Below are 12,794 nucleotides of genomic sequence, written 5' to 3'. Positions count from 1 at the left end.
GTCATCGGCACTCGCGCGGCCGCCACCGCAAGGGCCGCGCGAGTGCCAACCAGCCGCGTTACTTCAACCGCGTCGCGATTTCATTCGCCATCGCCTTCATCGCGGCCTTCGTCGGTGCATCCGAGGCCAGTGCGTTCAGCAGGCCGAAATCGTGGATCGTGCCGTCGTAACGCGTGGTCGTGGCGTCGACACCGGCCGCGTCGAGCTTGCGGCCGTACGCTTCGCCTTCGTCACGCAGCACGTCGAACTGCGCGACCTGGATCAGCGCGGGCGGCAGGCCCTTCAACTGCGCGGTGCTCGCGCGCAGCGGCGACGCGTAGATCTCGTCGCGTTGCGCGTCGTTCTTCGTATAGGCGTCCCAGAACCACTTCATCATCGGCCGCGTCAGGAAGTGCCCTTGCTGATACGCGTTGTACGAGCCCGTGTTGAAGTTGTGGTCCGTCACCGGCCACATCAGCCCCTGGAAGCGGATCGCGGGGCCACCCTTGTCCTTCGCCATCAGCGCCACCACGGCCGCCATGTTCCCGCCGACGCTGTTGCCGACCACCGCGAGGCGGCTGCCGTCGACGCCGATCTCCGCGCCGTGCGCGGCCACCCACTTCGTCGCCGCATACGCCTGGTTGATCGCGACCGGGTAATGCGCTTCCGGCGACGGCGTGTAATTCACGAACACCGCGACGGCTCCCGATTGCACGACGAGGTCGCGCACGAGGCGTTCATGCGTCGGGAAATCGCCGAGCACCCAGCCGCCGCCGTGGATGAACATGAACACCGGCAGCGTACCCGTCGCACCTTGCGGGCGAACGATCGTGACCGGCACGGACAAGCCGTCCTGTTCGATCGTGCGGTTCGACACGTCGATACCCGACAGGTCGACCTTCGTGCCGTTCTGCGCATCGACCAGCACCTGGCGCGCCTTCGCGGGGCTCAGCGTTTCGAGGCCCGGGCCTTTCTGGCCGTTCAGCGCGGCAAGGAATGCGCTCGTCGTCGCATCGGGCCGAACGGCGTCGGCGCCGGCGCCAAACGCGGTGGTCTTGGCGGACAGTGCAGCGGTGACGGCGGCAGCGATCAGCAGCGGCTTGACGATCTTCATGATGTAACTCCTTGGCTCAATCTGTGAATGACGATGTAACGGTTGATGTTTCGCAATGCGTACGATCAGACGAGCGTAAGCGTGACGTCGATGTTGCCGCGCGTCGCGTTCGAGTACGGGCACACGAGGTGTGCGCGATCGATCAGCGTCTGCGCGGTATCGCGATCGAGGCCCGGCAGCGCGATCTTCAGTTCGACTTCGATGCCGAAGCCGTTCGGGATCGCGCCGATGCCGACGCTGCCTTCGATCGCGGCGTCCGCGGGCATCGCGATCTTGTCGCGGGCCGCGACGAACTTCATCGCGCCGATGAAGCACGCGCTGTAGCCGGCGGCGAACAGTTGCTCGGGGTTCGCGCCTGCACCGCCCGCGCCGCCGAGTTCGCGCGGCGTGGCCAGCTTCAGGTCGAGGTCGCTCTCGGGCACCGTGGCACGGCCGTCGCGGCCACCGGTGGCTTTTGCATGGGCGCGGTACAGCACTTTTTCGATCGACATGACAGACTCCTTTTCAATCAGTGAGTGAAACAGCCTTCCAACCCGGGGCCGCGTGCCGGCTGCTCGGCAGCCGGTTTCGCATTTGCTTATCTACTCATAGATAGATAAACATCCCCAAAAAATGCAGGGGGTTGATCCACCTGCCCAAGCAATCTATCTATCACCAGATAGACAACCAGATCCAATAAAAAGGCGGCGAACCGCCTGACCGCTTGCGCCGCCCGTCAGGGCCGCGTTTTCCAGACCGCCTCGACATCCTCGAGACGCGCCCGCGTGTGAAACAGCCGGCTGGCCAGCACGCTGCCCTGGAACGCCGCATACAACGTGCGCGCGGCCGTTTCGGGCTTGCCGCTGAACTGCAGCGTGCCTTCCTTCGCGCCCTGCGCCAGCAATTCCGCGAGCCAGCTCTCGTTGGCCTTGAAGAACGCCTGCACGGCCTGCCGCACATGCTCCGGCAACGATTCGATATCGGCCGCGAGCATTCCGCACAGGCAGATCATGTTGCCGTCGCCGAGCGTGCGGCCGAACATCTTCGTGTACAGGCTCAGCTTGACGTCGGCCGGCAGCGCCGGATCGATCGCCCGCATGGCCGAGAGGACATCGTCGCTGTAGACCGACACCGCTTCCAGCACGAGGTCGTCCTTCGACGGGAAGTAGTAATGGATGCTCGACGTCTTCACGCCCACCAGGTCGGACAGGTCTCGATAGCTGAAGCCGTTGTAACCGCGCAGCATCATCAGCGTGATCGCGTGGTCGAGAATCTGTTCGCGGACGGTCGGTTTCGTTTCCATGCGCCGAACTTTATCTACTCATAGATAGACAGTCAAGGGCTTTTTTTGAGGGCGCGATCCGTGAACTGCCCGGCGCCCTGCCCGTGCTCGCCGGCCAATGGCCGCGCAACGCGCGCGCCGGGCTCGAATCGCGCCCGAACCCGGTGTGCGTCATACCCGCACGACCATGCCTACTGTGGCTTCAACATCCGCTGAATGATCGTCCGCAGCATCGCCCGGTGCGCGCGCGGCTTGAACCCCGGCTCGAACACGACGCGCCCGACCGCGCCTTCGGCGAGCGCGAGCAGCCAGGTCGCGACGAGATCGGGCTTCAGGCTGCCGTCGATCTTCCCTTGCGCGACGCCGCGCTTGATCAGCGCGATCATCCGCCCTTTCACCTGCGCCTCGTTCGCCGCGAACAGCGCGGCGACATCCGGATTGCGCGTCGCCTCCGCCGCGGTCTCGACGCTGATGCGCGCATAGACGGGATCGCTCGACAATTCCATCAATGCCAGCGCGATCTCCTCGATCGCGGTCAGCGCATCGTCGGCGTTCGCATGCCGCGCGAACAGTTCGGCCATCTCGCGCTGGTCCTCCTGCGCGACCGCCTCGATGATCGCCGCCTTCGTCGGGAAATAGTGGAACAGGTTGCCGGGGCTCATGCCGGCCGCCTTGCAGATCGCGGCCGTGGACGTCGCATGGAAGCCGTCGCGCGCAAAACAGTCGATCGCGGCGTCCAGGATCTGGCGCCGCTTCGCTTCCACTCTTTCAGGGTCGATCTTTCTCAACAGGAACTCCGTGCTCGACGATCACTCAAATCTTTATTAGACTGATTAGTCGATCTATTATCATGGCGATGCCCCGCAGGCGTCAAGGTACCGTACCGATGTACGTGCCGCCTGCGACGTCCGCCCACACCACCGCACCGAGGGCCTCTTGAAACGAATCGTCATTGCCGGCATCGCGCTCGCCCTGCTCCTGCTGGCCGCGATTGGCGCAATCGTGTTGCGCGGCCTGTCCGATTTCGAGCTGAAGGGCGCGGATGTAGCGACGCTCGCATTCCGCGCCGGCGACGCCGACCTCGTCGGCACGCTTGCGTTGCCGGCCCACGCGCCCGATGCGCCGATCGTGCTGCTCGTCCACGGCGACGGGCCGCGCACGCGCTTCTCGGACGACGCGATGCTGCCGCTCGTCAACAGCCTGCTCGACGCCGGCATCGGCGTGTTCGCGTGGGACAAGCAAGGCACCGGCCGCAGCAGCGGCGACTGGCTCACGCAATCGATGCAGGATCGCGCGAACGAAACGATCGCCGCGATGGCGCGCGTGCGCGCCACCGTCGGTCCCGCGCACAAGATCGGCCTGCTCGGCTTCTCGCAGGGCGGCTGGGTCATTCCGCGCGTCGCGAATGCGGTGCGGCCCGCGTTCTCGGTCATCGTCGGCGGCGCCGTCAGCTGGCGCCGGCAAGGCACTTACCTCACGCGACAGCAGCTCGAGGCAACCGGCCTGCAGCCGGATCGAATCGATGCGACACTGGCCGCCGAGCGACGCGACAACGACGCGATCTTCGGCCAGGCGGACGTGCCGGCCGATCCGCGCCGCCGTCCCGACATCGAGCCGCGCCGCTTCGGCTTCATCGCGCGCAACTACCTGGAAGACGCTTCACAGGCGCTCGCGACGATGCAGGGGCCCGTGCTGGCCGTGTGGGGCGCGCTGGACCGCAATGTCGATCCGGTCGACGAGGCGAATGCTTACACGCATGCGTTCGCGAACCAGCCCGACCGGCGCGTGGCGGTCGTGCCCGATGCGACGCATGCGCTGCTGCGCAGCAGTTGGTTCGACTACCAGCTCGAGTCCGACTGGCCGACGTGGAAGCAGTGGCTGTACACGGCGCTCGGGCGCGATGCGTATGCACCGGGCACGCTCGGCCCGATCGAAGCGTGGATCCGCGCGCAGTGAACACGTGTGCAACACGGCGCCGCCGCTAAGGGCGTCGCGCATGAAACGGGCAATACGGGCCGCGCCGGTCGGCGTGGCCGCATCAAGGAGAGGTTTCAATGTTTTCGTGGTTTGAACGGCGCCTGCCGACTTTCCCGCTCGAAGATCCCGCCACGCCGCCGCGGGGATTCTTCTCGTTCGTCTGGGCATGCACGAAAGGCGCGCGCAGCTGGGTCCTGCTGATCGCACTGACGTCGGCCGCGCTGGCCGCCTACGAAGCCGCGCTGTTCGCGATGATGGGCCGCGTGGTCGACTGGCTCGCGTCCGCGACGCCGGCCGAATTCGGCGGCCGGCACTTCGGCACGCTCGCCGGCTTCGCGGCGATTCTCGCCGGCAGTACGCTGCTGATCGCGCTGCATACGATGGTCAAGCACCAGGTACTCGCGATCAACTTCCCGATGCGGCTGCGCTGGCTGTTTCACCGGCTGATGCTCGACCAGAGCCTGTCGTTCTACGCGAACGAATTTGCGGGCCGCGTGACGACCAAGATCATGCAGACCGCGCTCGCGGTGCGCGATGCGCTGTTCATGTCGGTCGACGTCGTGATCGGCGTCGCCGCGTACCTGATCGGCATCCTCGCGCTCGCGGCCAGCTTCGACTGGCGGCTGATGATCCCGCTCGCGCTGTGGGCGCTCGGCTACGGCCTGGCGTGCGCGTATTTCGTGCCGCGCCTCGGTGACGTCGGCAGCCGCCAGGCCGATGCGCGCGCGCTGATGACGGGCCGCATCACCGACGCGTATTCGAACATCACGACCGTGAAGCTGTTCTCGCACACGCGGCGGGAAGCCGACCACGCGCGCCGCGCGATGGAAGCGTTCAAGGCGACCGGCGACGCGCAGATGCGGCTCGTCAGCGCGTTCGAGGTCGTCAACCACCTGCTGTCGACGCTGCTGCTGGTCGGCTCGACCGGCCTCGCGCTGGCTCTGTGGATGCACGGCGAGGTGAGCGCCGGCGTCGTCGCGGCGGTGATCGCGATGGCACTGCGCCTGTCGAGCTATTCGCACTGGATCATGTGGGAGATGACCGAGCTGTTCGAGAACGTCGGCACGATCCAGGACGGCATCAATACGCTGACGAAGGTACGCAGCGTGGTCGACGCGCCCGATGCGAAGCCGCTCGCGGTGCAGCGCGGCGGGATCGTGTTCGACAACGTGCAGTTCGCGCACGAGGACAACGACCGCGCGGTGTTCGACGGGCTGAACCTGACGATCCGGCCCGGCGAGCGGATCGGCCTGATCGGCCGCTCGGGTGCCGGCAAGTCGACGCTCGTGAACCTGCTGCTGCGCTTCTACGACGTGGGCGGCGGCACGATCCGGATCGACGGGCAGGACATCGCGCACGTGACGCAGGACAGCCTGCGCAGCGCGATCGGGATGGTCACGCAGGATACGTCGCTGCTGCACCGGACGATGCGCGAGAACCTGCTGTACGGGCGCCCCGACGCGACCGAGCGCGAGATGCACGACGCGGCCATGCGCGCGGAAGCGTCCGAGTTCATCGACCGGCTGCGCGATCGCCACGGCCGCAGCGGCTACGACGTCGAGGTCGGCGAGCGCGGCGTGAAGCTGTCGGGCGGCCAGCGGCAGCGCGTCGCGATCGCGCGCGTGATGCTCAAGGACGCGCCGATTCTCGTGCTCGACGAGGCAACCAGTGCGCTCGATTCAGAAGTCGAGGTCGCGATCCAGCGCAGCCTCGACGATCTGATGAGCGGCAAGACGGTGATCGCGATCGCGCACCGGCTGTCGACCATCGCGGCGATGGACCGGCTGATCGTGCTCGACGAAGGGCGCATCGTCGAGGAAGGCACGCATCAGCAGTTGCTGCAGGCAGGCGGTATTTATGCGGGGCTGTGGGCGCATCAGAGCGGCGGGTTCCTCGGTGAAACGGCGGATGTGGAGAAGGCGGAGCAGTAAGCCGCTCATCCGGATGCGTGAGACGCGCGGCCTCGTAGTTCAGGCCGCGCGTTGCCTCCGACGTTACAACCGCACGACCGTCGACTTCAGCTCGGTGTACTTGTCGAGTGCATGCAGCGACTTGTCGCGGCCGTTGCCCGACAGCTTGTAGCCGCCGAACGGGAAGTTCATGTCGTCGCTGCCGTCGCCATAGCAGTTGACCCACACGGTGCCCGCGCGCAACCGCCGCGCCACGGCATGCGCGGTCGAGAGATCGGCCGACCAGACGGCCGCGGCCAGTCCATACTCGGTGTCGTTGGCGATCCGCACGGCCTCGTCGACATCGTCGAACACGATCACCGACAGCACCGGCCCGAAAATCTCCTCGCGCGCGATCTTCGCATCGGGCTTCACCTCGAACACCGTGGGTTCGACATAGAACCCGCCCGTTTCCTCCTTCACGCGCGCGCCGCCCGTCACAAGCTTGCCTTCGTCGCGCCCGGCGCCGATATACCCCATCACCCGGTCGAGCTGCGTGCGATCGACGATCGCCCCCATCGTCACCGACGGATCGAGCGGATGCCCGGGCGCGTAGCGCCGCGACGCGTCGACCAGCTTCGCGACGAATGCGTCCTTGATGTCGCGATGCACGAGCAGGCGCGAGCCGGCCGTGCACACTTCGCCCATGTTGAAGAAGATCGCGTCGGCGGCCGCCTGCGCGGCGCGGTCGATATCGGGGCAATCGCGCAGCACGATGTTCGGCGACTTGCCGCCGAGCTCGAGCCATACGCGTTTCAGGTTCGACTGCGCGGCGCACGCCATGATCTGCTGCCCCGTGCGCGTCGACCCCGTAAACGCGATGCAGTCCACGTCGTGATGCAGCGCGAGCGCCCTGCCCGGCTCCGCGCCGCCCGGCACGACGCTGAACACGCCGGGCGGCACGCCCGCGTCGCACGCGAGCTGCGCGACACGGATCGCGGTGAGCGGCGATTTCTCGGATGGCTTGAGCACGACGCTGTTGCCGGCCGCGAGCGCCGGCGCGAATTTCCACGCGGCCATCAGCAGCGGGAAATTCCACGGGACGACGGCCGCGACGACGCCGATCGGCTCGCGCGTGACGAGCCCGACCAGATGATGGTCGACCGGCGCGACTTCGCCGCCGACCTTGTCGATCGCCTCCGCATACCAGTCGACGCAATGCGCGGCCGCCGGCACGTCGATCGCGGTGGTATCGGCGATCGGCTTGCCGGTGTCGAGCGTCTCGAGCAGCGCGAGCTCGTCGAGGTGCTCGCGCATCAGCGCGGCCCAGCGCTGCAGCACCGCCTTGCGGGCGCGCGGATTCATGCCGGCCCAGCTCCGCGCGTCGAACGCGCGGCGCGCGGCCGCCACCGCGAGGTCGACGTCGTCGGCGCCGCAATCGGCCACGTGCGCGAGCACGGAACCGTCGATTGGGCTCACGCAAGCGAAGGTCGCGCCGGTTTGCGCGTGGCGCGCCTCGCCGTCGATGAATGCGCGCCCTTCGACCCGCACGACGGCCGCGCGAGCCTGCCAGTCTTCGAATGTCGGTTGATTCATGCGTTTCCTCGTGGAAAGTCGCGCATCACGACCCGGTGACCGGATCGATCGGCGTAAAGATGCCCGCGCGCGCCTCGATCGCTTCACCCGCGGCGAGACACAGCGCTTCCTGGAAGCGGCCGGCGACGAGCTGCACGCCGGTCGGCACGCCAGCGCGGATGCCGGTCGGCACCGACAGCCCCGGCAGCCCGAGCAGCGCGGTCGCGAGCAGCGGCCCCTGCCGCTCGACGATCGCGCGCATCGCGTCGTCGCCGTGCTGATCGGCGTCGATCGCGAACGGCTGCGCGCACGACACCGGCATCAGCAGCAGCGGATAACGCACGAAAAACTGCTGCCAGTCGCGCAGCAGCGCGGTACGCCGTGCGAGGCCGTTCATGTAGCCCTCGAGGTCCAGCGGCGTCGCGAGACGGCGCTGGCTCGCGAACGCGGTACGGATCGCCGCGTCGCCGTGCTGCATGATCACGTCGCCGAGGCCGCTGCGCGCTTCGTTGGTCACCAGGTCCAGCCACAGTTCGCACGCTTCGGCGATTCGCGGCGGCACCGCTTCCTCGACGATGCAGCCGGCTTCTTCAAGCCAGCGTGCGGCCTGCCGGATCGCATCGACCACGACCGGATCGGACGGCACGCCCGGCAGCGCCGGGCACACGGCCACGCGCGCGGGGAACCCGGCTTCGTGCGCATTCGGCGCGACCGGCATCCACCATGCGTCGCGCGCGTCACCCGCCGCCATCGCGTCGAGCGCGAGCCGCAGATCGCCGACCGTGCGCGCGAGCGGGCCCTGGACGGAGGCGAGCTGCACCGCGAGCGTGCGGTCCTTCGACTGCGTGGGGTTGTACGCCGGCACGCGCCCGGTGCTGGGCCGCAACCCGGCGACGCCGCACGCGTAGGCGGGGTAGCGGATCGAGCCGCCCAGGTCGTTGCCGTGCGCGATCGCGCCGATGCCGGCGGCCACGGCCGCGGCGGCACCGCCGCTGGAGCCGCCCGGCGTCAGCGACGCATCCCACGGATTCGACGTGCGGCCGTGCAGGTCGTTGTCGGTGAACCAGCGATACGAAAACGCCGGCGCATTGCTGCGCCCGATCACGATCGCGCCGGCCTTGCGCAGGTTCGTGGTCACCGGGCTGTCCTCGTGCGCGATCAGGTCCGAAAACGCGCGCACGCCGTTGGTCGTCGCGCATCCGGCTGTGTCGACGTTGATCTTCACGGTCACCGGCACGCCGTGCAGCGGGCCGACCGGCGCGCCGCGCGCGATCGCGGCGTCGGCATCGGATGCGGCCTGCAACGCGCTGTCGGCCATCACGTCGACGATCGCGTTGATGACGGGGTTCACCGCCTCGAGCCGCTGCAGGCAGCTGCGCGTGAGTTCGGTGGCAGACACGTCGCGACGCGCGACGCGCTCGGCCATCTCGGCCGCGCTGAGACGCCACAATTCCTGGGTCATGGGTTGCTCCTCGTTGATCTCGATGGTTGTCCTGAACCGGCCGCGCGTTACGCGCCCGGCTGTCCGGCCTGCGGTGCGTGCGACGCATAGATCTTGCGGCACGTTTCGACGACTTCCCACGTGCCGCGAAAACCCGGCGGGATCACGAAGCGGTCGCCCGCGCGCAGCACCCGCTCGCGGCCGTCCGCGGCGCGCACGATCGCGACGCCGCTCAGCATCTCGCAATACTCCGACTCGTCGTACTCGATCGTCCAGCGGCCGGGCGTGCATTCCCAGATCCCGCAGCTGAATTCCCCGCACGGGCTGATGTAGTGATGCGACAGCGTCTGCAGCGGATTGCCGTCGAGCAGCAGCCCGCTCGGCACGCGGCTCTGCGTAAGCTTCGCCGGTGCCCGCATCAGGTCGACGAGATTCGTGATGTTGGTCATGAGTGCCTCCAGGGCATGAGTGATTCGAAACGTTTCAATGTCGCGCGGACGGACGAGCTGCCCCCGCGCGGGTCAGAGCAGGTCCATCATCCGGTGCCAGGTCATGGCAAGCGCCAGCATCGGCGTGCGCAGCGCCCGCCCGCCGGGAAAGTCGCGATGGCGGATCCGGCCGAACAGATCGAAGCGCGTGGCCTGCGCGTCGATCGCTTCCGCGATCAGCCGCCCAGCGAGGCCCGTCACGTTGACGCCGTGCCCGGAAAAGCCCTGCGCGAAATACACGGTCGGCTCGAGCCGGCCGAAATGCGGCGCGCGATTCATCGTCGCGTCGATCAGGCCGCCCCACGCATAGTCGATCCGCACGTCGGCCAGCTGCGGGAACGTCTTCAGCATGTCGCGCCGCATCGCCGCCGCGAGGTCGCGCGGCGTGTTCGTCGAGCTGCTGGCCTTGCCGCCCCACAGCAGCCGGCGGTCGCGCGTCAGCCGGAAATAGTCGAGCGCCGAATTCGTGTCGCAAATCGCCGCATCGGCCGGCATCGTTTCGGCCGCGCGCGCGTCGCCGAGCGGCTCCGTCGCGATCAGGTACGTCGCGACCGGAATGATCTTGCGTGCGAGCGCCGGTGCCAGCCGCCCCAGGTACGCGTTGCAGGCCAGCACGACATGACGGGCATCCACGTGCCCGCGCGCACACGTGACGCGGTGATACGGCGCGGCACGATCGAGCGCAAGCGCGGGCGTGTCCTCATGGATCGTCACACCGGCTTCGTGCGCCGCCCGCGCGAGGCCGAGCGTGTAGTTCAGCGGATGCAGATGGCCGCTGCCTTCGTAACGGAGACCGCCGACGTAACGGTCCGACGCGACGAAGCGATGCATGTCGGCGCGCTCGACGACCTCGTAGCCGCGATAGCCGAAGCGTCTCGCCGCGGTATCGCGCCACGCGCGCAGCGCATCGAGATGGCGCGGCTTGTTCGCGGCAGTCAGGAAGCCCGAGGTCAGGTCGCAATCGATGCCGTACCGCTCGACCCGCTGCCGGACGATCTCGATCGACTCCAGCCCCATCGCCCAGACGCGCCGCACGTCGTCTTCCGGCAGGTAGGCCGAAAACGTATCGATATCGCACGCGTACCCGGCGATCAGCTGGCCGCCGTTGCGGCCGCTCGCGCCCCAGCCGATCTTCGACGCCTCGACGAGCGCGACCGAGTGGCCGCGCTCGGCCAGATCGAGTGCCGCGGACAGGCCCGTGAGCCCGCCGCCGATCACGCAGACGTCGGCCGTCACGGCCCCGTCGAGCGACGGATACCGTGTACGGTTGTTGGCCGTCGCTGCGTAGTAGGACTGAACATGTTGCTGGTTTTCGAACTTGAGCATGTGCAAGACTCGCGAACGGCGTCGCGTCAGAACGCGTAGATGAGTTGGGTGGCGAGCAGGTCGTTCGACTTCTCGTACGACCCGTCGTGACGCAGGAACACCTTGTTGCTCGCCCAGTCGTGCCGGTATTCGACCTTCACCGTCACTTGCTGGGTCGGGTAGAACAGCAGGTCGAACGCGGCGGCCTGCCGCGTCGCGCCCTTGCATTCGAAGCCGACACCGCCATTCGCCTTCGACATCGCGAGGCAGTCCGCATCGATGCCGAAGCCGTTGTACGGATCCATCCCGTTACCGTTCAAACCGATCGACGAACCGCCGCCGCCGTTCTTCCGGTTCACGAGCAGGTCGTAGCGCAGCGTCGCGCCCATGCGGCCGACCACCGGCGCGTTGAACTTGCGGTGCGCGAGCAGCGACAGCCCGAACCACTGCGCGAGCCCGCCGTTGAACGCGCCGTGCTGCTGCTGGCCGTAGTCGAACTCTGCGTTGTACTGCGCATCGGCAAGCGTGTAGGTCGCATCGGCTTCACCGAAGAAGAACGCGCCGTACGCGCTCGGTGCGTTGCCGCCCACGCCGTAGCGCACGTTGCCGGTCGCCGGATCGACCGCGCTCGGCAGCGTCTGGCGGCCGATGCTGATCGAGCCGCCGACGTCGAGCGCGCTGCCGTGCATGTAATCGACCCGCGCGGTGAAGGTCGGCACCTTGTTGCTGGTCGTGATCGGGTCGCCGAGCGCGTTGACGCCGGTCTGCGTGACCGCGCCCGCGCTGCGGAACTGCTCGTTGCCGACGAAGAACTTCCACGCCCAGTGGCCGTCCGCGCTCTGGTAGTTGACGCCCGCGCCGATCGACGAGCCCGGATCGGAGAAGTCGTACAGCAGGTTGTGCGTGAGCGTGAGCATCTGGCTCGACTGCTGGTACTCGTAGCCGCCGAAGCCCGTCACGAGACCGCCGGTGATCGCCGTCGTGCCCGACAGCGGCACGGTCAGGACCGCCGTGTTGATGATGTTCAGGCCGCTCGAGCCGCTGCCCGTCATCATCGACAGGCCCGCGCCGCGGTTCGGCATCAGCGTGATTTCCGCGGACGGCGCAGTCGGGCCGACACCGAAGGTCTTCTTGATGTCGAGGAATACGTCGCCGAACGTGCTGTTGTAGTAGGTGTACGCGTTCTCGTGGTTCGCGAACTGGAACGACGACGTGCCGGCGCCCCGGTTGTACAGGTAGGTCGGATCCAGGTAGCCCGTCACCGACAGCCCCGCGATCGGGCCCGTGCGCGCGGCATCGGTCAGCGAATCGACCTTCAGTTGCTGGTTCGCGACCTGCTGCCGGATCTCCGACAGGTCGTCGTTGGTGAGCACGGCCGGTGCCTGCCCGTAGCCGGGTGCGGACGGGTCAGCCGCCGCGCCGGTCGCCGCGTTCGACGCGTTCGCCGAGGCCGGTACGGCCGAAGGCTTCGCGCCGAGCTGCGATTGCAGCGCGCTCATCTGCCGTTGCAGCACCGCGATCTGCTGCTGCAGCGTCCGGATCTGGTCGGCGCTCGAGTTCGCCGCGGCCAGCCCCGGCAACGCTCCGGCGATCAGCGCGCAGAGCATCTTCTTTTTCATGGAATGTCTCCTAGTCGTTCGTCTTTGTTCGTCACTTCGTGGGATGCGGGATACGGTCGTGCAGCGGCGGCGCAGCCGGCGGGCGCGCGGGCGGCATGGCGGGTGGCTCTTATACACATCTGGCGGTGGCGACGAATAGAGAGGTG

The 12,794-nt window shown here is 67.7% G+C and carries 11 protein-coding genes; 2 read left to right on the top strand and 9 right to left on the bottom strand.

Annotation, left to right across the window (positions count from 1 at the left end):
• Window positions 1–58: 58 nt before the first annotated feature.
• From JYJ84_RS15845 to JYJ84_RS15830, 4 genes are all read right to left on the bottom strand, one after another.
• A complete protein-coding gene (locus JYJ84_RS15845; protein WP_175223325.1) occupies window positions 59–1,093 on the bottom strand; it encodes an alpha/beta hydrolase in 1,035 nt (344 codons plus the stop codon).
• A 65-nt stretch (window positions 1,094–1,158) separates the two neighbouring features.
• Entirely contained in the window at window positions 1,159–1,584 is a 426-nt protein-coding gene (locus JYJ84_RS15840; RefSeq protein WP_174959891.1) for an organic hydroperoxide resistance protein, read from the bottom strand.
• 224 nt (window positions 1,585–1,808) lie between these two features.
• A complete protein-coding gene (locus JYJ84_RS15835) occupies window positions 1,809–2,375 on the bottom strand; it encodes a TetR/AcrR family transcriptional regulator (protein ID WP_122950167.1) in 567 nt (188 codons plus the stop codon).
• A 170-nt stretch (window positions 2,376–2,545) separates the two neighbouring features.
• On the bottom strand, window positions 2,546–3,142 hold the full coding sequence (locus JYJ84_RS15830; RefSeq protein WP_175223324.1) for a TetR/AcrR family transcriptional regulator: 597 nt from the start codon (window positions 3,140–3,142) through the stop codon (window positions 2,546–2,548).
• A gap of 148 nt (window positions 3,143–3,290) precedes the next feature.
• Between JYJ84_RS15830 and JYJ84_RS15825 the strand changes: the two genes are divergently transcribed.
• On the top strand, window positions 3,291–4,310 hold the full coding sequence (locus tag JYJ84_RS15825) for a S9 family peptidase (protein ID WP_175223323.1): 1,020 nt from the start codon (window positions 3,291–3,293) through the stop codon (window positions 4,308–4,310).
• A gap of 98 nt (window positions 4,311–4,408) precedes the next feature.
• Entirely contained in the window at window positions 4,409–6,262 is a 1,854-nt protein-coding gene (locus JYJ84_RS15820; protein ID WP_175223322.1) for an ABC transporter ATP-binding protein, read from the top strand.
• Between the two features lie 63 nt (window positions 6,263–6,325).
• Here the strand turns inward: JYJ84_RS15820 and JYJ84_RS15815 are convergent, their stop codons facing one another.
• From JYJ84_RS15815 to JYJ84_RS15795, 5 genes are all read right to left on the bottom strand, one after another.
• Window positions 6,326–7,816, bottom strand: coding sequence for an aldehyde dehydrogenase (locus JYJ84_RS15815; RefSeq protein WP_175223321.1), 1,491 nt, complete (start codon window positions 7,814–7,816; stop codon window positions 6,326–6,328).
• 25 nt (window positions 7,817–7,841) lie between these two features.
• Complete coding sequence (locus tag JYJ84_RS15810) at window positions 7,842–9,257, bottom strand: amidase family protein (protein WP_175223320.1); 1,416 nt, start codon at window positions 9,255–9,257, stop codon at window positions 7,842–7,844.
• Window positions 9,258–9,304: 47 nt separating this feature from the next.
• A complete protein-coding gene (locus tag JYJ84_RS15805; protein ID WP_122950173.1) occupies window positions 9,305–9,685 on the bottom strand; it encodes a cupin domain-containing protein in 381 nt (126 codons plus the stop codon).
• Window positions 9,686–9,757: 72 nt separating this feature from the next.
• Complete coding sequence (locus tag JYJ84_RS15800) at window positions 9,758–11,050, bottom strand: FAD-binding oxidoreductase (RefSeq protein WP_122950174.1); 1,293 nt, start codon at window positions 11,048–11,050, stop codon at window positions 9,758–9,760.
• A 26-nt stretch (window positions 11,051–11,076) separates the two neighbouring features.
• Window positions 11,077–12,648: a DUF3138 family protein gene (locus JYJ84_RS15795; protein WP_175223319.1), complete on the bottom strand. Its 1,572-nt coding sequence runs from the start codon at window positions 12,646–12,648 to the stop codon at window positions 11,077–11,079.
• Between the last annotated feature and the right edge of the window lie 146 nt (window positions 12,649–12,794).

It is taken from the genome of Burkholderia sp. LMG 13014 (assembly GCF_905232215.1).
Taxonomy (GTDB): Bacteria; Pseudomonadota; Gammaproteobacteria; order Burkholderiales; family Burkholderiaceae; genus Burkholderia.
The sequence above is the reverse complement of the archived record's forward strand: the minus strand, read 5'-3'. Positions and strand labels throughout refer to the sequence as shown.

Coding starts and splice junctions, on each gene's coding strand:
- JYJ84_RS15815 (WP_175223321.1), bottom strand. CDS start 7,816: ATGAATCAACCGACATTCGAAGACTGGCAGGCTCGCGCGGCCGTCGTG.
- JYJ84_RS15795 (WP_175223319.1), bottom strand. CDS start 12,648: ATGAAAAAGAAGATGCTCTGCGCGCTGATCGCCGGAGCGTTGCCGGGG.
- JYJ84_RS15835 (WP_122950167.1), bottom strand. CDS start 2,375: ATGGAAACGAAACCGACCGTCCGCGAACAGATTCTCGACCACGCGATC.
- JYJ84_RS15800 (WP_122950174.1), bottom strand. CDS start 11,050: ATGCTCAAGTTCGAAAACCAGCAACATGTTCAGTCCTACTACGCAGCG.
- JYJ84_RS15840 (WP_174959891.1), bottom strand. CDS start 1,584: ATGTCGATCGAAAAAGTGCTGTACCGCGCCCATGCAAAAGCCACCGGT.
- JYJ84_RS15805 (WP_122950173.1), bottom strand. CDS start 9,685: ATGACCAACATCACGAATCTCGTCGACCTGATGCGGGCACCGGCGAAG.
- JYJ84_RS15845 (WP_175223325.1), bottom strand. CDS start 1,093: ATGAAGATCGTCAAGCCGCTGCTGATCGCTGCCGCCGTCACCGCTGCA.
- JYJ84_RS15810 (WP_175223320.1), bottom strand. CDS start 9,257: ATGACCCAGGAATTGTGGCGTCTCAGCGCGGCCGAGATGGCCGAGCGC.
- JYJ84_RS15820 (WP_175223322.1), top strand. CDS start 4,409: ATGTTTTCGTGGTTTGAACGGCGCCTGCCGACTTTCCCGCTCGAAGAT.